The organism is Polyangium fumosum (genome assembly GCF_005144585.1).
GTDB classification, from domain to species: Bacteria; Myxococcota_A; Polyangia; order Polyangiales; family Polyangiaceae; genus Polyangium; species Polyangium fumosum.
Genome location: NZ_SSMQ01000118.1, coordinates 1 through 22,221 on the forward strand (window position 1 = coordinate 1; position 22,221 = coordinate 22,221).

General features: G+C 68.8%; 12 protein-coding genes and 1 rRNA gene. 6 read left to right on the plus strand and 7 right to left on the minus strand.

What is annotated here, in order from left to right; translation table 11 throughout:
* Positions 1-150 precede the first annotated feature (150 nt).
* From rrf to E8A74_RS49230, 5 genes are all read left to right on the plus strand, one after another.
* A 5S ribosomal RNA gene (gene rrf / locus E8A74_RS49210) occupies positions 151-267 on the plus strand.
* 71 nt (positions 268-338) lie between these two features.
* Positions 339-2,024: a DUF885 domain-containing protein gene (locus E8A74_RS49215; RefSeq protein ID WP_136936139.1), complete on the plus strand. Its 1,686-nt coding sequence runs from the start codon at positions 339-341 to the stop codon at positions 2,022-2,024.
* A gap of 54 nt (positions 2,025-2,078) precedes the next feature.
* A complete protein-coding gene (locus E8A74_RS49220) occupies positions 2,079-2,846 on the plus strand; it encodes a peptidylprolyl isomerase (protein ID WP_211365639.1) in 768 nt (255 codons plus the stop codon).
* Between the two features lie 282 nt (positions 2,847-3,128).
* A complete protein-coding gene (locus E8A74_RS49225) occupies positions 3,129-4,118 on the plus strand; it encodes a DUF2169 family type VI secretion system accessory protein (RefSeq protein ID WP_136936140.1) in 990 nt (329 codons plus the stop codon).
* Positions 4,111-5,232 (plus strand): hypothetical protein, encoded by a 1,122-nt coding sequence (locus tag E8A74_RS49230; RefSeq protein ID WP_136936141.1) that lies wholly within the window; start codon positions 4,111-4,113, stop codon positions 5,230-5,232. Before E8A74_RS49225 ends, E8A74_RS49230 begins: the two co-directional genes overlap by 8 nt.
* A gap of 9 nt (positions 5,233-5,241) precedes the next feature.
* On the opposite strand, the gene E8A74_RS49235 is transcribed toward E8A74_RS49230, so the two are convergent.
* From E8A74_RS49235 to E8A74_RS49260, 6 genes are read right to left on the minus strand one after another with little or no spacing between them, the layout of a single operon-like run.
* Entirely contained in the window at positions 5,242-9,261 is a 4,020-nt protein-coding gene (locus E8A74_RS49235) for a DUF6531 domain-containing protein (RefSeq protein WP_136936142.1), read from the minus strand.
* A gap of 3 nt (positions 9,262-9,264) precedes the next feature.
* Positions 9,265-11,658: a hypothetical protein gene (locus tag E8A74_RS49240; protein ID WP_136936143.1), complete on the minus strand. Its 2,394-nt coding sequence runs from the start codon at positions 11,656-11,658 to the stop codon at positions 9,265-9,267.
* Positions 11,655-14,195, minus strand: coding sequence for a type VI secretion system Vgr family protein (locus E8A74_RS49245; protein ID WP_136936144.1), 2,541 nt, complete (start codon positions 14,193-14,195; stop codon positions 11,655-11,657). Before E8A74_RS49245 ends, E8A74_RS49240 begins: the two co-directional genes overlap by 4 nt.
* Positions 14,192-14,677 carry a hypothetical protein gene (locus E8A74_RS49250; protein WP_232380089.1) on the minus strand — a complete coding sequence of 162 codons (486 nt, stop codon included), beginning with the start codon at positions 14,675-14,677 and terminating at the stop codon, positions 14,192-14,194. The genes E8A74_RS49245 and E8A74_RS49250 overlap by 4 nt, the downstream gene beginning before the upstream one ends.
* On the minus strand, positions 14,670-16,790 hold the full coding sequence (locus tag E8A74_RS49255) for a type VI secretion system Vgr family protein (RefSeq protein ID WP_170229970.1): 2,121 nt from the start codon (positions 16,788-16,790) through the stop codon (positions 14,670-14,672). Before E8A74_RS49255 ends, E8A74_RS49250 begins: the two co-directional genes overlap by 8 nt.
* On the minus strand, positions 16,787-18,994 hold the full coding sequence (locus E8A74_RS49260) for a type VI secretion system Vgr family protein (protein WP_170229971.1): 2,208 nt from the start codon (positions 18,992-18,994) through the stop codon (positions 16,787-16,789). Before E8A74_RS49260 ends, E8A74_RS49255 begins: the two co-directional genes overlap by 4 nt.
* 64 nt (positions 18,995-19,058) lie before the next feature.
* Here E8A74_RS49260 and E8A74_RS49265 point away from each other — a divergent pair, with 64 nt between their 5' ends.
* The gene (locus E8A74_RS49265; protein ID WP_170229972.1) at positions 19,059-20,009 is read left to right on the plus strand and encodes a DUF72 domain-containing protein; all 951 of its coding nucleotides are present in this window, start codon (positions 19,059-19,061) and stop codon (positions 20,007-20,009) included.
* 3 nt (positions 20,010-20,012) lie between these two features.
* Here the strand turns inward: E8A74_RS49265 and E8A74_RS49270 are convergent.
* On the minus strand, positions 20,013-22,221 hold a 2,209-nt coding region (locus tag E8A74_RS49270; RefSeq protein ID WP_136936148.1), incomplete at its 5' end, for an alpha-amylase family glycosyl hydrolase.

Here is a 22,221-nt window from a genome sequence, read left to right on the forward strand (position 1 = left end):
TCGGTCGTGCGGCTTGACCATACCTCTAAGGCAACATTGAAGCTCGCGCGCGGAGTTCGGGTGACCGAATCCGCGCAGCTCGAAGCTGCGATAGGACGCGACCATGAAGAGAACCCCACTGCCACGGGGCCTTCGTGGACACCCAAATTTTCCGGTGGTGATATCGAGGAGGCCACACCCGATCCCATCCCGAACTCGGAAGTTAAGCTCCTTGGAGCCGATGGTACTGCTGGGGTGACTCAGTGGGAGAGTAGGACGCCGCCGGGTCTTTTTCTAAAGCCTGCAAGTGAAAACTTGCAGGCTTTTTTTTTTTTCCATCATCTAGATTTTCATCCGGCATGCCCACCAACTTTGGTCCCGTGTTCGCGCTCAGCGACGCCCTACTCGAAGACATCGCCACACATCGTCCTACCTCGGCTACGTTTTGGGGCGTCCGGGGATATGACCACGCCTGGGACGATTTTGGCCCCGAAGGCGCGGCGTCCACGGCGGCGATGCTGTCGAAGTATCGCCGGCAGCTCGATGCGCTTCCTGCGCCCGAGCGAATCGAGGACCGGATCGCCGCGCGGGTTATGCGCGACTTCCTGGACGTCGAGCTCGACCGCATCGTTCACGGCGATCATTTCGTCGACCTCAACAACATCGCCTCCCCCTTCCAGCACATCCGCATGGTGCTCGATGTCATGGACACGAGCTCACGTGCCGGCTGGGAGAGCATGATCGCGCGCCTGTCGACGATCGATCGCGCGACCTCGTCCTATCGCAAAGCCCTCGAGGAGGGGCTTCGTCGTGGGAAAACCGCGGCCCTACGCCAGGTCGACGCGGTCCTCGCCCAGGGACGCGTGCACGCGGGGGAGGGCTCCTTCTTCCGCACGCTTGCGCCGGCGTTCGCGCAGAGCAGCGTGTTCGATCCTGCCCTCGCCGAATCGCTCGAGCGCGGGATCGTGCACGCACGCCGCGCCTACGGCGAGCTGACCGAATGGATCGAGAAGACCTATCGTCCCGCCGCACGCATCGAGGAAGGCGTTGGTGAAGAGGTCTACGCGCGCAAGGCGCGAGGTTTTCTCGGTATCTCGATCGATCTACGCGAGACGTTTGCCTGGGGGTTCGCGCAAATCCGCGAGATCGACGCTCGCATGCGCGAAGTTGCTGCTCAGATTCAGCCTGGCGCCTCGATCGACGACGTCATCCGCTTGCTCGAGACCGATCCGGCTCGATGCGCTCACGGCCCCGAAGACCTCGTCCGCATCGTCGGCGAGTGGCAGGCGCGCGCCGTGGATGCGCTGGCCGGTGTGCACTTCGACATCCCGACCCCCGCGCGTCGGGTCGACGTAAAGCTCGCGCCGGCTGGCAGCACGATCGGCGCCTATTACCTGCCGCCTTCCGACGATTTTTCCAGGCCCGGCACCATCTGGTACTCCCCCGGCGAGCGCGCGGAGATCCCGCTCTACATGGAGCTCAGCAGGGCCTATCACGAGGGATTTCCCGGGCATCACCTGCAGCTCAGCGTTCAGATCTCGTTGCAGCATCGGCTCTCGCGGCTGCATCGCGTGGTCATGAGCGACTACCAGACGGGGTATGCTGAAGGATGGGCGCTCTACGCCGAGCGCCTTATGGACGAGCTCGGCTTCCTGAGCAAGCCGGAGTTCGTCCTTGGTCAGCTCGTTTGCCAGATGATGCGCGCTTGCCGTGTCGTGCTCGACATCGGCGCGCACCTCGGCTTGCACGCACCGACGGACGCACCGATCCGGCCGGGCGCGCGCATCGACTACGACTATGGCGTCGAGTTGCTCACGCGCATCGGCCGCATCCCGGCGGATCACGCCACCGCCGAGATGACGCGTTACCTCGGCTGGCCCGGGCAGGCGATCGCCTACAAGGTTGGTGAGCGTGTGGTCCTCGGCCTGCGCGACGAGCTCCGCGCGCGCCGCGGAAGCTCGTTCGACCTCAAAACGTTCCATGCCGACCTGCTCGGCGTGGGCTCCGTCGGCCTCGGCACGCTCCGCGAGCTCCTTCTTTCTTGAGCCTTCTCCGGCGCGCGTGACGGCGCCGCGGGGCTTTCGTTAAGCTAGCCCCTCATGAGCCGGTCCCTCCTCGGCCGCCTTTCCTTCGTCGTGAGCTGCGCCGTCCTCGCCGCTTGCTCTCGGGAAGAGGCCCCCGCGCCTCCCGCCTCTCCGTCCGCCACCGCCGCCGCGAGTGCTGCATCCGCCGCTCTTTCTGCGGCGCCGACGACCTCCGCGACCACGTCCACGGCAGGCGGACGCGACGGCAACGATCCCCTCTTCCATCCCGAAAAGGCGACCGAAAAGGCCCCCGACGTCTTCAAGGTGAAGTTCTCCACCACGAAGGGCGACTTCGTCGTGCAGGTGACGCGCGCCTGGGCGCCGAACGGGGCCGACCGTTTCTACAACCTCGTGAAGCTCGGCTTTTACGACGGCATCCGTTTCCACCGCGCGATCGACGACTTCATGGTCCAGTTCGGCATCCACCCCGAGCCCGCGGTGAACGGCGCCTGGTACCGCGCGTATTTTCCCGATGATCCCGTGGTAAAGAGCAACCGCCGCGGCTTCGTCACGTTCGCGCACGCAGGCAAGGACACGCGCACCACGCAGATCTTCATCAGCTACGTCGACAAGCAGGCGCGGCTCGATACGCAGGGCTTCGCGCCGTTCGGCCAGATCGTCGAGGGGATGAAGGTCGTCGACTCGTTCTACAAGGGCTACGGCGAGCTCGCGCCGAAGGGCAAGGGGCCGAACGCGAGCAAGATCCAACGGGAAGGGTACGGCTACCTCGACGAGAACTTCCCCAAGCTCGACGCGATCAAGGAAGCGAAAATCGTCCCTTAACGCGGCGGCCTTCGTACGAAGTCGCTCCGCATGTTGGCGATCGATGGCGAGCGCCGCTGCTTCTCGCGCCACCTCGAGCTCACGTGCGAGCGTCCATGTCGCGAACACAGCGGCGATCCGCGGTCCCGGCGGCTCGTGCCCGAGGGCGCCGAGCACGGATTGCATCAAGGGGCGACATAGGCAGCGCGACCATCATCCGAGGTCTACCTGCTCTCCCTCTGCACCGTAAAGTCGGCGCCTGGCGCGGACGTGCTCATGTAGGATGCTCGCCGGGCCCTCGCGATGAGCTTCGTCAACGAGACCCGATACGCCGCGCTGCCCGTACCTCTCGTCGATCCCGAGGGGCGCGACGTGGTCGTCACGATCGTGAAGGCCACCTTCGTCGTGGGTGAGCGTGGAGAGCTCCGACCCGCCGAGGATCCGAGCCCGATGCGCACGAGCGACGTCGCGCGTGATCCCGACGATCCGCGATCGAGCCTGCGCTTCCCGAGCGACATCAGCCTCGAAAAGCCGGGCACCGACGTCGTCGTCGTGGGGGATGCCGTCGCGCCGCGACCCGTGAAGGTGATGGATGTCGTCGTGCAGGTGAAGCAGCGCCTCGCGCCGCTCTCTGTGCATGGACCGCGCGTGTACTACGACGGCGTGCTCGGCGTCGCCGTGGGTCCCGCAGCGCCGTTCGAGCGTGTGCCCCTCATCTACGAGAACGCGTACGGCGGCGCCTCCGAGGACCTCGCCGTCGTCGAGCTCGAAAACCCCGCGGGCGTAGGCGTCGCGCGTCGCGCCGCCGATCTGATCGGCAAGCGCGCGCCACAGATCGAGCATCCCGAGCGGCCTCATACGTCGGCTTTGGATCGGCACCCGCCCATGGGATACGGCGCGATCCCGCCGCACTGGTCACCGCGCCGAGAGCTCATCGGCACGTGCGGCTCGTCCTGGCAAAAGACACGCATGCCGATGCTGCCCGCGGATTACGATCCGCGCTTCGCCTGCGTCGCGCATCCATCGCTGCGTTTCGAGGAGAGACTCGCGCCGGGGGATCCGATCCGCGTCCTCGGCATGTCGCTCGTGCCGCTCGCGCTCGAGCTCCCTCGGCTCGCCGCGCGCGTGCATGCCCGTTTCGACGGCGGCGAGCGCGAGGAGCGACCCGTCCTGATCGACACGGTGATCGTCCTGCCGACCGAGCGCCGCCTGGAGGTCTCAGGCCGCGTTGCATTCGCGACCGGCCGCGCGCGGCGCGTGCTCCGCGCGATCGAGGTGCGGGCCGATGCGTAACGAGGCGCCGTCCCCCGTGCAGGGCGTCGTGCGAGCCGTCTCCCCGCTCGATACCGACCTGCGCGCCTTCTTCGCCTTTTTCGGCGCTTTCTCCGAGGCGCCCGAGCCGCTCTCGTTCCTCGCCGAGCGAGGCCTCGCCGAGGGCGACCTGTTTCATTTGCTCGCCCTGTGGCAAGCGCGCATGTCAGCCGATCGCGCGGTGCAAAAAGACGCGCTTGGTCTTCTGGCCCGGCCGACAGGCGAAATCCCCGACGTGCAAGTGGGGCCAGCCCTTCCCGTCCAGGCGCCGCGGGATGCATCGACGCCCGAGAAGGCGTCCCTTGTGGCGACCTCGCTCGGCTTCGTCATCGATCGTCCTGCCTTGCCATTCGTCGCTCCGCCGGAGAACGCGCCGAAACTTGCGCCCCCTCCGAGCCAGCCTCGCCCCGCGCCGCAGGGCCTCGGCGAGACGAAGATGGCGTTTCATATCGACAAACCTGTTTTGCCGTTCGCGAGAAAGCCGGCCGCCGCGCCGGAAGCCGTCCCCCCGCGACCGCTCCAAGGCCCCGCGCCTGCCTCGCTCGGCGAGACGAGGCCGGCCGTGCATCTCTACAAACCGGCCTTGCCCTTCGCCGCCAAGGCGCTCGCGCAGACGGCCCTGACCTTCCAGGTGAACCCGAGGGGCTTGCCGTTCGGGCCCAAACCCGCTCCGCCGTCGCGCCCGCTCGGCGACACGGCGCCGGCGTTCGCCTCGGCCAAACCCGTATTGCCTTTTCCGATGCCGGACAAACCTCCCGTCGCCGCGCCTCCGGCGCCTCGCCCGCCGCCGGTATCGCTCGCCGAGACTTCGCTCGCGCTCCCGATCAACCTCTCCGCCGTGCTCCCGTTCGTCAAGCCAACCCCGAGCGTGCCCGCCACGCGCCTCGCGATCGAGGCCTACGCCACGATGTGCGCTGAGATCTGGCTCGATCCGCCGGGCGCGCTCCGGATCATCGCGCGGTATGGCCTCTCGCCGGAGGCGAAGCGGGCCGAGGACGCCGCATGGCAGGCGCGGTTCGCGGCGGCGCCTGCGGAGCGCGCCACGTGGGAGCGCCTCTCGATCGAGGCGGGGGCGCGGATTCGCGCGGGCCGATGAGCGGCTCGTTCAGGGGGGCGGCGGGCGGGGTGGGAAATCGGGATAATGGTTGTAGGGGTTCGGGTATCCACCGGCGCCCCAGCTATTCCATTTCCCGGGACGCGACGTGTCCGGGTAATAGGTGACGCCCGGCTGGGGGATCAGCCGGCTCGAATCCTGAACGCCGATGGGCGGAGCAATGTGCAATCCCGGCCCCCAGACGATCTCGCTCGGGGCGAAGACGCTCACCTGATACTGCGAGGCGAGCTGCGCCGCGATGGCGTCGGGCCTGCGCCCGGTATTGCAGGAGAAAAGTTTGAGCGGCACGTTCCTGTCCCAGTTTCCCGCCATCATCAAGCGCTCGCCGAGCTCTCGCGGCGACATCTGCGTCCAGGAGCCGTCTGCATGTTGCACGTGGACCGCGTCCACGGTCCCGTGCACGTACACCTGATACGAACCGCCATCACGTCGCCCGCCCGTCATGCATTCATGGATGAATTTGTCGACCGTGGGATTTCCGAGGAAGACACACGCGAGCCCCAGCGGATCCACGTGCATTACCGGGCTCCCGTTCCACGCGAAGTGGTTCGGCCCGCCCTCGAGCCCCAGCGGATCCGGGCTCAGGAAACGCATCACCTCGGGATCGAACCAGCGATACCGCACATAGGAGAGCCCCACGTCCTCGTCGTGGTGATGCCCGAGCCTGCGTATGAGCGGCGCCACTGGCCGCCCCGAGGGTCCGGATGGGGCTTCGCTCCGCGCGAGCGCGCCCCACGCTGAATAACGCCCCGAAAAAACGAGCGCGCCTGCTCCGTCGACGAGCTCCGTCGCCGCGCCGACGTGGTCCGCGAGCACGCCGAACACGGCGTCGCCTTCCCCCTGGAGCAGCGGCACCATCGTATCCGGGTGATATACGATCGTGCGTTCCCCCCGCTCGGAGTCGATTTCTGCGAGCAGGAGGTCGCCGTCCCAAAGATACTCCACGGTGCGGCGCGAGGGCAGGGGAGGGAGCTCTTCGCGCGAGACCGGGCGAACCGGACCGACGACCTCTTTTTTTACGCGCCTGCCGAAGAGATCGTACGTCATCAGGATCCGCGTCCCGTCGCCACGCACGACCTCGCGCAGGTTGCCCCGACAATCCCAAAAGTATTCGGTTACCTCGCCTGTATCGAGCCGCTTCTTGCGGATGCGCCGGTTCGCCTCGTCGTACGTGTAGGCCGCGTTCGAGGTCCTCCGGAGCGCGTTGCCCGGCCCCACGTCCCAGCCGGCGCCCGCGGGCTCGACCGAGCCGGCGGCGTCGTATTCGAAGCGCTCCTCGCCTGCCTCGACGAGCTGCCCAACGTCGTCGTGCCGGTAGCGCTCCTCGCCCCAGCGCGCATCCCGTTTGCCTGTGAGCCTTGACGACGCGTCCCACGTGTACACGCGCGACACGAGCGCGCGGCCGTCCTTGCCCGCCCATTCCTGCGTGATGCGCCCGCGCGTGTCGAAGGCAAACCTCGCCTCGACGCCGGAGCGCGCGAATCGAAAGCCGATCATGGCCCCCACCGCGTCCCGCGCGAACTCCACGCGCTCGCCGCCGTGTTCGATGGCCCCCACGTGCCCCGCCTCGTTGTACACGTACCGCGTGACCTTTCCGCTCGGCAGGTGCACGGCGGTCCGGCGATTGTGGGCGTCGTATTCGTAGCGGATCGTCCCGCCCCGCTGCGTCGTCGACACGATCCGCGAGGCCTCGTCCCAGTGCATCTCGACCGAAACGATTCCGGCCGGATCGTCGAGCTCGTACGTCACCTTGCGCGCGGCCTCGTCCCGCACGACCCTGCCTGCGCCGTGCGGCGTATCCTCCTCCACGAGCTCGTCGACCTCGTTGTACCGATAGGCGCGCCACGTCCCGTCGGGCAACGACAGGCGCGAGACCAGGCCATTTCGACCATACGCCGCGCGCAGGATACGCCCGTCGAACGTGCGCATCTCCGTCACCCGGCCCAGGCGATCGTAGCGGAAATCGTAAAGCTCCGCCTTCGGATTCTGGATTCGCTGGGGCCTTTCGAGCAAGTCGCGGCTCACGGTCCAGGCCTTTCCGTCCTCGTTCCGGACCTCGACCACGGAGCCCACGCCCGCGTGCCGGAACGTCGCCACGCGGCCGAGCTCGTCGATGCGGCGCGTCTTGCGCCCGAGCGCGTCGTATTCGAAGCGCACACACGTCCCGTCGGGATGCTCGTGCAGGAGCACGCGCCCGAGCGCGTCGAGCTCGCGCCGCGTCGTATGGCCGTACGAATCCACGCAAGCGATGGGCCGCCCGAGCCCGTCGTGCTGCCATTTTCGCACGAGCCCGCCCGCGAGGTGCTCCTCGATGCATTGGTGCCGGTCGTCCCATACGAACCGCGCCCGGATCCCCGCGGCATCCGCGATCGTCACGAGCCGCCCATGCTCGTCGTACACGAGCGCGAGCCACCCACCGCCCGGGTATTTCACCGACGTGAGCTGCCCGCGCGTATCGTACCCGTACTCCGTCACGCGCCCACCTGCGACGCGCCGGACCACGCGATCGTCCACGTGCACGAGCTCGGTCACGCGCCCGAGGGGATCCGTGATTTTCACGAGGTTGCCCCGCGCATCGTATTCGAACCGGCTCGTGTTCCCCGCAGCGTCTTTTTCGGCGAGGACGAGCCCATCGTCGTCGATCTCCCACGTCCGCGCGGCCGAACCGTCGTTCGTCGTGATCCCGAGGAGCGCGCCGTCCCGCGGTCGCCACGAGAAAACCTGCGGCGCGAGTGTGCCCGAAAGCCTTGTCGTCCCCTCCTGCTCGTCGTACGTGATGTCGCCCGCGTGAATGTTCCCGTCGCCGAAGGACCGGACGCAACGGCCGGTCTCGGGATCGTAAACGTAATGAAACGACAGACCCGTCGGGAGCGTCTTTTGCACGAGCCGTCGCCGCTCGTCGTAGCTGTACGTGACATCGTTCCCGAGCGGATCCGTGACGCGGACGAGCTCGCCGCCGACATCGTAGCCGATAGAGACGATCTGGAGCGGGGTACGCTCGTCCGCTGACGCGAAGACCGCGATCCGCGTGATATGGCCGCTCGCGTCGTGCGTGAGCCGGACCCTCCTGCCGGCCGTATCCACGAGCTGCGTGAGCTTTTCGCCTTCGTATTCGAGCCGGACTCGCTGCTCCGAGGGATTCGTGATCTCCACGAGCCAGGCCCGCGTGCCTCCCTGGGGACGAAACACGCGGCGAATGCCCGTCGCGAGGGAGACCACGGACGCTCCGCCGCCGCGCGCATCGCGCGTAATTTCAACCCGTTTGGCCCTGTGAACAACCGTTTTCCCTGCCGGTACATTTCGCAGGACGCGCGTGGAGCCATCCTCGTCCCGGAGCCGAAGCTCGTCGCCCTCCACCTCGATCCACTGGTCGTACGCGTGGGTCCACCCGCCGTGGCCGAGCGGCCCGTGCTCGGACGCGCGTGTGCTGTCGTAAGACCGCGTCCACGTGATCGCAATTGGCCCCGGGAGTGAAACGTCGACGTCCGTATCCACGACGGCGCCGGAGACCACGGAGATCGGATCGAGGATCACCTGCGATCCAGCGGCGAGCGCAGCTACGTTACGGGCCCAGAGCACGGTATCCATCGTGATGAGCTGTCCAATCGTCTGCGCGATGAACGTCCCCTGGTAGGGCACGTTCATCTGGACCTTGACGCCCGTGCACGCGACCGGCTTGCCGCCAGCGTGGACCTTGTGCTGATTGGCAAACATGATCTGGCTATACGCCGACGTCATGTGCGTGACGACGTCGCCGCCGGTGGGCTGACCCGGGAGATTGCCCGGTTTGTGAATCGACATCACGCTGCCCTGCGTGAGGACCGGCTTGTAGGCGACGAGCAGATGATTCGATACCTGCTGCGCCGTCGACGAATGCGACATGTACGCGAAGGGTGCCGTGACGGGGCCCGCAGGCGGGGTCGGTGGGACGAGGCTCATGGCCGGCGTCGGCCCGGGGCAGAAGTGCCCGCTGCCCGTCGTCGCGATCTTGTTCCCATCGATCGACGCCATGGCCTACCCTTTTCCTTTCCATTCGCGCGCGGCCCGGAGCAGCGGCGCGAGGCTCGCCTCCACGTCGGCCGCATACCCCCAGACGGGCACGGGTTCGAGGCGCCCGAGGCGTGCTCGGAGTTCGTCCACGCGCTGCATGAGATCCCTGCGGGCAAGATCTCCCGACGCGCATTCCTCGGCTACCACGGCGGGCGATAAGGGAAGCCCGCGGCGAAGACGCTTGGACGCATCGAGGCGCGTCGACGCCATCACGCGCCGCCAGGCTCCGGCGTCCCGCATCTCCTCGGGAGGAAGCGCCGGCCCGAGCATGACGGCGAGCGCCTCCGCCGCGGCAAAGGAGAGATCCTCGTCCGCGAGGCATTGCAACAAGCGCGGCAAGATCGCGGGTGAACCCCATCGCCCTGCAGCCGAGAGCAAGGCAGGCGTTGGGGTTTGTCGGGCAAAGAACGTCTCCGCTGCTGCGGCATCTTCGGTCCGACCTGCGACCACGTAAAGCTCGCCGACGAGCGCGCCGAGCCGCGCAGCGACGGCGGGATCCTCGAACACGCGCCGCGCCTCGACGTCCCCGAGGATGGCGAGCTGCCGGGCCGCGCGAAACGCATTCGCTCGATCCTCCACGAGGAGCGCGCTCCGGAGCGCCGGAAGGAACGCTCGTTGCGAGGCAGGGGACCGCGCCGCGCAGGCGTCGAGGGCCGCCGCGCGCACGAGCGGAGACGCGTCCTCGAACGCGCGCTGCACCTCCTCGTCCGCGAGCGCGCCGCGCGCTGCGAGGAAAGAGAGCCCGATGGCGCGGGCGATCGGTCGCGCGGAGGAATGGAGTGCCCGCCCGAGCGAAAAAAGCGTTGCGTGCTCGGAGAGCGCGAGCGCATCGGCCACGCGCCGCGCGTGCGCATCGGCCTCGTCCGGGAGCGCGTCGAGCCTTCGCGACACGAGTCGCCTCGCCTCGTCGCCCTCGAAGGCCATGGCCGCGATCGTCCCGCCAAACCATCGCCAAGGGTCTTCCGGGTGCTCGGCCCAGTCCGTGGCGAGATGGAGGAGGGCGCGCTTGCCCGAGGCGACGATCGCGTCGATCTGATGGAGCAGTCGTTGCTCGATGTCGCGCACGCCGCGCAAGGGCGAACGCTCACGCGCTTTGCCCATCCCGGCGAGCGTCTCCGCGCAGTGCGACACGACCTCGGCGTAAAACGCCTCCCGCGAGACGTGGCGGAGCCGCTCGGGATCGAGCCTCACGAGGGGCGACGTCGTGATCGACTCCGGCAAGGGCCTTTCGAGGGGAAGGATATCGTTGGCCGGCGCGAGGGCTGCGTCGGGGTCGAAGGTCGCCTCGTCGAAGGCCGATTCGACGTCCTCCGAGGGCGATGATTCGTCCAGAACAACGGAATCCAAAGGCACAGCTCGCGCACGTACCCGCTCCGCAAGCGGGTGCAGCAGCTCCCCTGGGGCCGAATCTCCTCCCACACCGAGCGCGAGCCCACGGGTGCCATCGCGTGAAAGGGCCCAGGCGAGGAGGCGGCTGTCAGACGGACAAACCCCGTGCCGGACCGAGCCGAATGCATGGACGAGGCCCATTACGCCGGCCGCCGCGCCGACCTGGCCGATTTCAGCTTCGAGGCAAACACCCAAGGCCTCCGCGTGGAACCTCGAGGCCTGCCGGGCGGCGCTCCATTCCCATTCCCGCGCTCGGAGCGCGTCGACACGATCCTGGCCGAAGACCACCCGAATGGGTGTGCCCTCGGGAAGATCGGCGAGGAGGTTCGTCAGGGCGGCGGCGTCTACCGGTTCGTCGTCGTCGTCGGTGCCTCGACCGCGCGCGGTCTTGCTCATCAAAATCGTAGAAGCGTCTTTCCGCATGCCGCGCACCACGACCAGCGCTCCCGCGCCTTCCGCTGGCCAGAGGCGCGCAGGCGCGAAGGGGCCGGGAGGCCGCGCGGCGAGCGCCGCCGCCCGATCCGCGTGAAAAAACGAATCGACGCCGACGATCACCGCGCCTGGCCAGCCATGCGCGTCGATGCGCGCGAGCGCGTCGAACACACCGGCCGCGCCTGTAAAACACTCCACCCGCGAGGATTCCGCCACGGCGGCGAGGCGGCTCGCCACGTCGTCGAGCAAGGCCGCAGGCAGGCCCTCGCACGGCGCAGGCAGGCAAACGACGAGTGGCATTCCCGGCGCAGGCCGAGCCTCCTCCAGCGCGATGCGCCCGAGCGCGATGAGCCGGTCCGGAAGATCGAGGTCTGGCGGGACGAACCGCGCGTACCCGACCTCGAAAGGCCGACCGTCCGCGAGCACGAACGGCGCGGGTGCGGGCGGAGGCGCGTTCGCCCGCGGGAAAAACACATGATCCCGGACGAGCGCGCCCGCCGGAGAGCAAAGACCGAGGCCAACGACCGAGAGCGTCACTTGTGCGTCAATTTTCCCGCTTCACGCGATGGTCCCGTGATTCGAATGGTCGGCGCCTTGATCGTGACCCCGCCGCCGGACGCCGTAATCTCGGCCCCGCCGCACTTGAACGTCACGGTCCCGCCCGAGAGCGTCAAATCCCCTCCGACCGAGAGCGCGAGCGACGCCTGCGCCGTCATGCGATACGCCCCGCCCGCGCTCGCCTCCCGCGTCCCGCTCACGTCACTCTGGACGAGGCCCTTCACCTTGCGGGCGATGTTCTTCGAGCTCGTGATCATCAGCGATCCGAGCGATTCGTTCATGGCGCCCGCGACCTGCATGCCGGCCTTCGTCGTCTCCGTCGTGTGGCTGCCATTGACGAGCATCGTCGCGGGACCGAGCGTCACCCACGAGACGGCGCCCGGCGTCATCACCGCATACACGCCGCCGACCATTTCCGAATACGGTCCCTCGACGAGCGTCGCTCGGTGCCCCGGCCCGGGCCCCGCCTTGCCGCTCGGCCCGCTCACGCCCGCCGCGCCTCCGCCCGCCGCGACCTCGCCCTCGGCTGGACGACCGTGATCCCAGGGCATGGGCTTCGACGACCCGGTCACGCTCGCGAGAATCGCCTCGCCGCCCGGCACCATCGAGGCGGCCATCCCGGCCAAACCCATTCCTGCCGCTGTCGCGGCGCCTTTCTCCCCGCCCGCGGAAAATCCTTCGATCGCGGCGCGACCCACACCGAGCCCCGCCGCCACGATGGCACCCGCAGTGCCGCGTGCGCCCACGCCCGCGAGCGCCGTGGAAAACAAGAGATTCGCGGCGCCCTTCACGGGGCTGCCCACTTGCTCGGCGAGCAGTCCCCCCACGGAGACGGCCTCCCTCCCTTGGACCTGCGTGACGAAGCTCCCGCCCGCGGTCTGCTTTTGCGTCGCGCCCACCGTCACCGTGCGCGACCCATACGACGCAGCCCACCCGAGGTGCACGCTCACCGTCTCGTCCGCGCCGATCGAGGACGTCACGCTCCCCTGGACCTCGGCATTTTCATTGTTGCGGGTCTCCGTGCGGGAATCGCCGTACACATGATCATCCCTGCCAAACGGCGCTGAAAAAAGCATGTGCTGCCTACCGGCGGCGTCGTCGAGCTGGATCGACGTGCGCGCGGCGGCGCCCGGGGAGCTGTCGGTCGCGAGGACGCTCGCCGTTTTGTTCGCGGGCAGCGGCAGCGGCGGGAGCTGCTTTCCATTGTACGAGCGTCCGAGGACGAGCGGTCGCTCGGGATCGCCGTCCTCGAACGCGACGAAGACCTCCCAGCCCACGCGCGGCAGGACGAATCCCGCCGGCGCCTCGGGCTGCGTCACGCGTACGGGCACGCTGCTCCGCTGATCTTTCGGGCCACGCACGTCCCAGGGGAATGCGAGGTGGACGCGGCCGAGCGCGTCGGTGTCGATCTCCTCGGCCGGCGCGCCCGTCACGATCGCCGATTGCACGCCGTCGATGCGCGGCTTCGGCGTGATGCGCGGCAATCGGAAGGGGATATCCTTCGGAATGGCCTCCACCGTGGCTTCGAGGACGGGTTCGTCGGCGCTCCACGTGATCGATGTTGCCACGACGAACCACGCCCCCGCGACGCGCGCCCGACCGAAGGCGCGATCCGATTCGACGAGCGTGACCGCGCGCCCAGGCACGAGCGCGAGCGCGTTCGTGCGAAGCGTGAGCGTCGAGGCGTCTGCGCGCAGGGATTCGAGCCGCCGCTGCGAGGCCCGCTCGCCACCCTCAGCCGAGCGGAACCTGCCCGGCGCCTCGTAAATGCTCGTCCGTTGCTCGAAGCTCGATCCGGCCATGGCCACGCCTTCAAGCCTGACCCCGGGCCGCTCCGGATCGTAATCGCGCAACGTGACCCTTCCCGGGCGGCGCTGCCGCGCGGCGAGGACGGGCGTGACGAACGGACGCGGCTCGCTCGCCGTCGCACGCGCGACGATCGCAATCGGATCGGAATACGCGTCGTCGGCGTGCGTCGAATCGTCCGCGAGGACGAGCACCTCGGCCCCGTCTTTCTCCTCGAATCGGAAAAAGAGCCCGTGCTCCTCGCAGAGGCGGCGCACGAACGTCGCGTCCGTCTCGTCATATTGAATCGCCCAATCGAGCGGCGGATACGTCGCCGCGAGCCGCACCTCGATCTGCTCGTATCCCGCGCCGCGCGCGAGCTCGGCGATGATCTCGGGCGCGCTGCGATCACGGATCACCCGCGGAAACCGCCGCAGCTCCAGCAAGGCGAGGCGCGGGCGCACGGTGGCGCGATAGATGCGTTCGTTCCCGTGATCGGTGGCGACGAGGACGAACCGCGTCACGATCCCCGCAAAACGTCGATCTCCCGCCTCGGTCTCGAACCGGAGCACGCACGGCCCGCGCAGCACGTGCGAGGGCAATACGACGGGGGAGGGGGGACCCGAAAAATCGAGCTCGTAGCTCCCGATTTCGCCGAGGCGCTCCTTCCCCGCGACCCGCACGAGGCGGAGCGGCGGAGCCCCGGGGAGCGCGGCGGAGACGTTCGTCACGGGAGCTCCACGCGCGCCGCGAAAATGCGGACCAGCGCGGCCATGTCGATGACGAGCTTGTCCCCTTCCAGGCGAAGCGCGCCGCCCGGCTCGAACGCGAGGGATCCGCCGGGCACTTCGATCACGATCGATTGATCGGCCCGCATGCGCAAGTGTTTTGCTTCGAGCGCGAGCGTGCCCCGCGCGTCCTTTTCGACGGCGCTCGTGACCTGGAGCGCGCCCGCGATCCGCGGCCCGTCCGGCCCGTCCACGAGCACGACCGTGCGCCCGCCTCGCAAGCACGCCTCGGCGAAATCAGGTGCGACGGCGCCGTCGAGGCGCGCCGTAAGGTGGCGGCCCGAGGCGAGGCGGACCCGATACACACGCTCCTCGCCGTCCGCGGACGCCGCCATGGCCATTTCGATGCGGCCGGGGTGGAGCCCCGGACCGAGGAGGGCGCTCGCCTTGTTGCGCCCGCGCCGCGCGTTTTTTCCTTCAGCCATAACGTGACACTCCCTCCTCGACGCTCGCGACCGCGCCCTGGAAGTCGCCCTGGATCTCGATCGTGCCCGGGGTCATCTTGATCGTCATTCCGCCCGCCACGAGGACGAGCTTTGCCTTCGCCTCGATCGCGATCTCGGCGCCCGCGATCTTCGCATTCCCTTTCACCTCGTGCGTGAGCGTCCCAAACGCCTCGGCCACATTGCCGCCCGCCTTCACCTGGCGCGACGTGTAGCTCTCCGCATACACACCGAGCACGTCGAGCCCATATCCACTTGCGGTCACGGTCATCGGGCCGCTGACCTTCACGACGGCCGCCCCGCCCACCGCGATCGCTTCGGAGATCCCCGCGGTCGTGTTCATCGAACCGCCGACGACGAGCGTCCCGGCGCCCTCCGTGTGCACGCTCTGGTGTTCGAGCGGCGCTTCGGTCTTTGCCCCGCCCACGATCCGCACGAGCCGCGGCGCCTTCGTGACGGAATCGCCGCCAATTGAAGAGAGGCGCGCCCCGGCCACCGAAATGCTCTCCGCGCTCGCCCACACGGCGAGATCCGCGTCCGTCGTGAGGGCGCGTTCGGCGCCGACCGAGAGGGAATGCGCGCCGTCCACGGCCGTGTTCAGGTTCTCCTTGACGAACAGCTCCCGCGACCCGCCCACCACGCGCCCGACATCCCCCTGCACCACCGAGACCTTGTCCTTCTCGGAGAGCTCTTGATAATCCCCGGAGGATTGAATCGAGAGTCGTTCCGCTCCCGCGGCGTCGCTGATGCGGATGAAATGGCCACGCTCGCCCGCTGGCGTGGTCTTCGTCCCGAGGTGCGTCTCCACCTTTTGCGCGGGGAGATGCAGCGGCGGCGGTTCGGCGCCGTTGTAGAGGCGGCCGAGCACGAGGGGCGACTCGCACGCGGCGTCGGAGAACGCAACGACCTGCTCCCAGCCGATACGTGGATGAAATGCCGCGCCCGCGAGGGCCGGCGCGACGACGCGGGCCGGCGCGGATGCTTCCTCGGCCCAGCGCAGGAGAAGCGAGGTACGTCCGTACGCGTCCACCTCGATTTCCTGCCCCGATGGGCCTGTCGCAATCGCGGTCCCCACACCTCCGCGCGGCCGAACCTGCGTACGGGCAGGGCGATGGGTCGAAGAGGTGGGCACGGCGCGGAAGCGCGCGAGATAAACGTCGCCGACTTCGTGCGTCACGGCGAGCACGAGATGCCGGCCGTCCAGCCCCGCGGCGGGGCATCCTTCGACGGTCACGATCGATCCGGCCGCGACCATTGGCGCCGTCGCCTCGCCTTCGAGCACGGCAGCATCCGCCCGCCATTCGCCGAGCCGGATCGCCGCGAGCTCACGCGCCTCCGCGGGCGAACGCGCGTCCCGCGAGACCTCGTACCTTTCGAGCGAGCCATCCCCGCTCTCGCCCTCGATGTCGAGCTCGGGCCGCTCGAAATCGTAACCTCGCAGGCGCGCGACGTCACTCGCCGCGCGGCGCACCCTGCGAGCGGCACAGAGCGCGGGTCCTCCTTCGAGCCCCGCGCCCTCGTGGTAGCGCAGCACCACCCCGAAATCGTCGAACGTGGCCGGCTCGTCAGCGATCCGCACGACGTCCCGCTCGCCCGTCGACGGATACCACGACAACCCCTCTTCCGCGAGGATCCGCGCCGCGAAGGCGAGGTCACTCTCGAACGACTGAATCCATTGCGCCCGCCGGGGCGGCGTGCGCCGCGCGTGGTTCTCGACGCGGAGCCCGTGTGCTTCGAGGACCGTCCGCGCGACCTCGACGGCGCTCGCGGCCGGGAACACGCGCTCGTCACAGCCGTCTCCGGCCTCCGCCACGCGCGCCACGATCACGATCTCGCTGTGCCCCTCGTGATCCTCGATGCGATCGACGATCCCCTCGAAGCGCCGCTCCACCCCGGCGATGCCGAGCACGAGCCAGGCAGGCTCCCCGAGGACATCGAGGCCTGCCACGGCGACGGGCTCGCCGTGCTCGATGATGTCGCAATGGATGCGCGCGACGAACGGCGCCCCCACCCGCTCCTCGACGGTGCACGAGAGGCCGACGATCCGTGAGGAAACTCCCTGCACGCCGAGCTCGATCCACGGACGCTGCTTCATCCGCCCACCTCGCCGCCCTGGTCCCGCTTGACCGTTCCCTCGATCGACGTCGTGCCGCTTTTCGCCCGGAGCGCGCCGCCCGTGATCGAAAGGGCCCCGGCCGAGAGCGCGCCGGAGACGTCGATCTTGATCTGCGGCGCCGCAATGCTGAATTTGCCGCCCGCCCGGAGCTCGACCTCCCCCGACGCGAGCTTGCCCGTAGGCGCCGCGATCCCATGATCGGCGGCGGCGTCCTCCGTCACCACGCCCGCCGTGCTGCGTTTGCCGCCCTTCACCGACTCCGCATACGCACCCGCGCAGGTGACCACGCGCGCGCCCCGACAAACATATGTCCGCGCCCCCGCCACGCTCTCCGTCACCGAGAGCCCCGCCGAGACGAACTTCGACCCGCCCACGATCCGCGAAAATGTGCCCGTCGTCTTCGTGTTCGACTGGTTGCATTGCAGCACGTACGCGCCCCCGACAGACTCCTCGTATCCACCGCCGGCGAGCACCACCCGGTTCCCCGTCACCGCGACGATCTCGGCCGCCATCGACTCCGCATTCGCGCCGTCCACGGCGACGTGAATGGGGTTGCCCACGTCGAGGCGCTGGCTCCCGCCGATCGTCACGTCCTCCGCGCCGGCCACGTGCGCCGAGAGGCCGAGCCCGACCACGTGGGCCTCGTCGCCGTCCGTCGCTTGCGTATAATCGCCGCCCACACGCACGCTGAGATCGCGGCTCGCGTGCACGAAAAACGCCTCCGCGCCTGCGTCGTCTCCGAAGCGGATCTCCTGCGTCGTGCCGTCCCCGGGGCTCGTCCACGATTGCAAGGCCGTGACCGCGCGCCCCGAGGGCAGGACGTACGGATGCACCGCCGTCGCATTGTAGAGGCGGCCGAGCACGAAGGGCCGGTCGGGGAGGCCGTCGAGGAACGAGACCGCGACCTCGAAGCCGACGCGCGGGATCATCATCGCGCCGCCGAGCGGCCATTGCATCGCGCGGACCCACGAGGACGACCGATCGTCGGTGATGCCCGATCGATCCCATAAAAACCGCACCTTCACGCGGCCGAGCGGATCCGTGTGGATCTCCTCGCCCGGCGGCCCCGTGACGACCGCGCTCTCGACGTGATGAATCCGTGGCTCCTTCACGATCGCAGGCCGATGCGGCGGGCGCTCCTCGCCGCCCTCGCCGCGCGTGGGCCGGAGGACGACCTCATTGCGGTAGGGCGACCCGTTCCCGCCGTCGCGGAGCGGCCGGGCGAACGTGTGACGCACCTCCGAGACGAGGAACCGTTGATCAAAAAGGTCCGCGCCGCCGCCCGCGACCTCGACCAGCCGACCTGGCCGCAGGCGCATGCAATCACTCGTCGCCGTGACCTTCACCTCGTCGCGCCGGAGCTGCTCCAGCCTGCGCCTCGCCCGCGCCGCGGCCGCGCGCGCGTCGTGCACGAGGGCTGGGTATTCCATCCATTCGAGCGCGCCCTCGCCAGCCTCGCCGTCGAGGTAGACGTCCGGGTGATCCACATCGAAATCACGAACGAACACCCGATCGTGGGACATCCCCGCCTCCCACGCGAGCGAGAGGAGCGCGCGCACGCCCCTCGCGCGCGTGGCGCCCGGTCCGGCGAAGGGGAGGCGCGGATCGCCGTCGATCCCCTCGTGCGAGGCCGTCCCGTCGCCGAAGAACACGCGCCACGCGCCGTCCTCGGCCGTCTCGGTCCAGAACGAGATGCCCTCGCGCGCGAGCAAGCGGCGCACGAAATCCCACTCCGCCTCCCCGTGCTGCGTGCAGAGCGGAACCAGCGGGTATTCGCCCGAGAGCCGCGCCACGATCCCGTCGCGCGGCACGCCCGCGCCCACGAGCACCTCCGTGGCGACCTCCTCCGAGGTCTTGTCCTGAAAAACCCGAACCCCTGCCCTGAGCGCGAGCGGCGCGAGCGGATCCGCGAGGCGGAGGGCGAGGGCACGATCGCGCCCCCGGCCCGCCTCCTCGGCCACCTCCATCACGACGAGCTGGATCGCGCGCGCCGTGCCCTCCTCGGGGTCGGAGAGCACGACGACGCACGGGGCGCGGAGGAGGGCCTCGAGATCGACCTCGCCCGCGGCCACGACGACGATCTCGAACGACGCGAGATCGTCCATGATTTCGCGCCCGTCGAGCGAGAGGACCACGGTCTCGCCGAGCGGCTCGCAGACGAAGGCGACGTCCTGGGTCGTCACGAAGAGCGAATCTACAGGAGCGTGCGTACGACCACAAGCGTCGCCGTGGTGGCTCGGGGTCTGCATGCTCCCCCGCATGCCCGCGCTCGTGAAGATCGGCATTTCCGCGTGGACCGAGCGGACGCTCGTGTCCTCGGGGTTTTATCCGCCCGGCGCCCGGACGGCCGAGGCGAGGCTACGCCATTACGCGTCCTTGTTCCCCATCGTCGAGGTTGATTCCACGCATTACGCGTTGCTCGCCGAGAAAAACGCGGAACTCTGGAGCGAGCGCACGCCCGAGGGGTTCACGATGAACGTCAAGGTCACGGCGCCGCTCAGCGAGCATTACATCGAGCCGCGCGGCCTGCCGAAGGACATGCGCGACGCCCTGCCGCGGGAGGTCCGCGAGAAACGACGCATCTACCCGCAGGACCTCGGCGACGCTTTCCTCGACGAGCTCGCGGCGCGCTTCGTCTCGGCCCTCCGGCCCTTGAAAACGAGCGGCAGACTTGGGCTCGTGCTGGTCCAGGTACCGGTGTGGTTCACGTTCTCGTCGGCATCGCTCCGGCGCCTCGAACGAACACGCGCGCTCTTTCGTGGCCATCGCCTGGCGATCGAATTCCGCAACGCTGGCTGGCTCGGCGAGCGTCATCGGGACGAGACGCTCGCATTCCTCCGGGAGCAAGGGCTCGTTTACACGTGCGTGGACGAGCCCCAAGGTTTCGCCTCGTCGGTCCCGCCGATCGCGGAGGCGACGACCGACCTCGCGCTCGTCCGTTTCCACGGCCGCAACGTCGAGACATGGGAGAAGAAATCGGCCAGCGCCGCCGAGCGTTTCGCCTACGAATACGAAAAGGCCCAGCTCGCGAGCTGGGTACCGAAAATCGTGGGCATGTCCCGACAGACACGGGAGGTCCACGTCATCATGAACAACTGCTATCGAGATTGGTCCGTGCGGAGCGCGGTGGATCTGACGGAGCTGCTCCGGAGGGCGGGCGCCCGCATCGCCGAGCCGCGGGCGCCGCTCGCCGCGTGATCGTCACGGAGAAAGCACGATCGCCGATTTCGCGGGCACCGTGAGCGTCAGCATGCCGCCCGCCGGGACGGTGACGTTCGGGCCGCCCATCGCGTCCTTCAAGACGGTCCCGGCCGCGAATCCGAGCGTGGCGGCGTCCACCGTCATCGGCGCCGGCGCGGCCGACCGCGTGAACGCGACGATCGCCCCCGTCGCGCCCGCGAGCTTTCGCCCGATCACGAGCGTGTCCTCCGTCGCGCCGAGCGAGACGTACTCCCCCCGCCGGAGCGCCGGAATCGCCTGCCGCGCCGTACCGAGCTTGCGCACGAACGTGAGCGTCGCCTTCTCCTCGGTCGAGAGCCCGTTCTCCGGTCGCCACATGAGCCGGTTGTTCGGATCCGCTCCGCCCCACTGCCCATATTCGTCGCCGTAATACATGAGCGGCGCGCCCGGCAGCGCGAGCAACCACGCCATCGCAACGCGCATCCGCTCGTAAGGCACGGCGTCCGACGGCGCGAGGGCCGTGTTGTCCCACTGGTTGCCCGGGATCCCCCGGTCGCCGTCCGCGTAATCGGCGAGCGACACGAAGCGCGGCGTGTCGTGGCTGCCGATATAAGGCGTCATGATCGCGCTCTTCGGCCATTTCTGGAGCCCGTGCTGGGTCCAGTAATCGGCGTGCAGCATGCCCTTGTCGCCGTACGCGAACGTCCGGTACGACACGCCGTGGTAGAGCACGAAGTCGAACTGGCCGTCGAGGCCAAAGGGCCCGATGTACCGGGCGATCGTGCCATAATTCTCGTCGTTGCAGGGATCGCCGCAGTCGTTCCACCCCATCGCCGTCTCGCCCATCATGAAATAATGGGTCCCCGCCTTCTCGAACGTCTCGCGCACCTCGACGGAGAGGTTCCGCGTCGCGAGCTCCTCGACGTGCTTGACCGCGTCGACCCGCAGGCCGTCGAGATCGAACTCGTCGAGCCACCACACGGCGTCGTCGACGAACTGCGCGTTCGCCTCGGGGACCGAGTGGTTGATGTCGGGCATGTAATCCGCGAAGAGGCATTCGAGCGCCTTCGCCGTCCAGTCGCAGTTCGCCGTGCCGCAGACGCAGCCCGTGCGGAACCACTCGGGGTGCGACTTGAAATATTCATGCTCGCTGTGCACGTGGTTCACCACGTAATCCTGCAGGATGCGGATCCCGTGCGCATGCGCGGCCTTCACGAGCGCCCGCAGCGCGTCCGGGCCGCCGAGGCGCGGATCGACCTCGCGCGCCTTGATCGGCCAGTAACCGTGGTACCCCGTGACCTTGTGCACGCCGTCGGCCGCGAGGAACGCGGCCTCGGGGTTCGTCTGGAACGGCGTGAGCCAGATGGCGCGAATGCCGAGCTTGTCGAGCTCGCCCTCCTCGATCGATTGCCGCAGGCCCACGAGATCGCCGCCTTTCCAATCGCCGCGCGCGTCGGCGCCGGGCGTCTGCGGGGCATTGTTCGAGGGGTCGCCGTCGCGATATCGATCCGTGAGGACCATGTAGACGACCGCGTCGTTCCAGGAGAACGGTTCGGCCTCGATCCAGAAGGGCAGGTGCACCGGCTCGCCGACGCGCCCGCTCTTGCTGCGCGGCCGGAGCGTGACGCGGTATTTGCCGTCGGCGAGACCCGCGAGCGAGAGAAGCACGTTCCCCTCGGGCGAGACCGTGACCATCGGCGCCGCGAGGGGTTTTTTCGTGCCGTCTTCGAGCAGCGTCACCTCGAAGCCCGTGGCGTCCGCCCCGCTCGCGTCGGCGCCGTCGACATACCCGAGATCGGCCGTGAACGCGCCCTGACCCGGCGCCGTGCGCGTGGCCTTCGTGGTCTTCACCGAGAGCGTGGGCAGGCTGCAATCCCGCACCTTGACGGCGCTGTTCTCGATGCCGCCGAGGTATTTGCGGCGGCCCTGCGCTTGGTCGAGGATCCATTGCGTGCTGCCGTTCGCGTCCTGGTAGACGAGCTTGTACCCGTGGAGCCCCGGCGGGAGCAGGACCGTGGCCTTGTACGCGCCGTTCGCGTCGGGGCCGCTCATCACGGGCGCCGTGGCGAGGTCGAAGCCTTGCCATTCGCCGGGCACGCGCGGCGCGGTCGCGCCGGAGGGCGGGACGAACGTGAAGACCGTCGGGCAAAACGCATCGCCGCCGCCGCTGCCGCCCGCGCCGCTGCCGCCCGCGCCGCTGCCGCCCACGCCGCCGCTGCCGCCCGCGCCC

Excerpts from the sequence above, each read along its gene's own strand:
- E8A74_RS49215 (WP_136936139.1), top strand. The coding sequence starts at position 339 with ATGCCCACCAACTTTGGTCCCGTGTTCGCGCTCAGCGACGCCCTACTC.
- E8A74_RS49220 (WP_211365639.1), top strand. The coding sequence starts at position 2,079 with ATGAGCCGGTCCCTCCTCGGCCGCCTTTCCTTCGTCGTGAGCTGCGCC.
- E8A74_RS49225 (WP_136936140.1), top strand. The coding sequence starts at position 3,129 with ATGAGCTTCGTCAACGAGACCCGATACGCCGCGCTGCCCGTACCTCTC.
- E8A74_RS49230 (WP_136936141.1), top strand. The coding sequence starts at position 4,111 with ATGCGTAACGAGGCGCCGTCCCCCGTGCAGGGCGTCGTGCGAGCCGTC.
- E8A74_RS49235 (WP_136936142.1), bottom strand. The coding sequence starts at position 9,261 with ATGGCGTCGATCGATGGGAACAAGATCGCGACGACGGGCAGCGGGCAC.
- E8A74_RS49250 (WP_232380089.1), bottom strand. The coding sequence starts at position 14,677 with ATGGCTGAAGGAAAAAACGCGCGGCGCGGGCGCAACAAGGCGAGCGCC.
- E8A74_RS49255 (WP_170229970.1), bottom strand. The coding sequence starts at position 16,790 with ATGAAGCAGCGTCCGTGGATCGAGCTCGGCGTGCAGGGAGTTTCCTCA.
- E8A74_RS49265 (WP_170229972.1), top strand. The coding sequence starts at position 19,059 with ATGCTCCCCCGCATGCCCGCGCTCGTGAAGATCGGCATTTCCGCGTGG.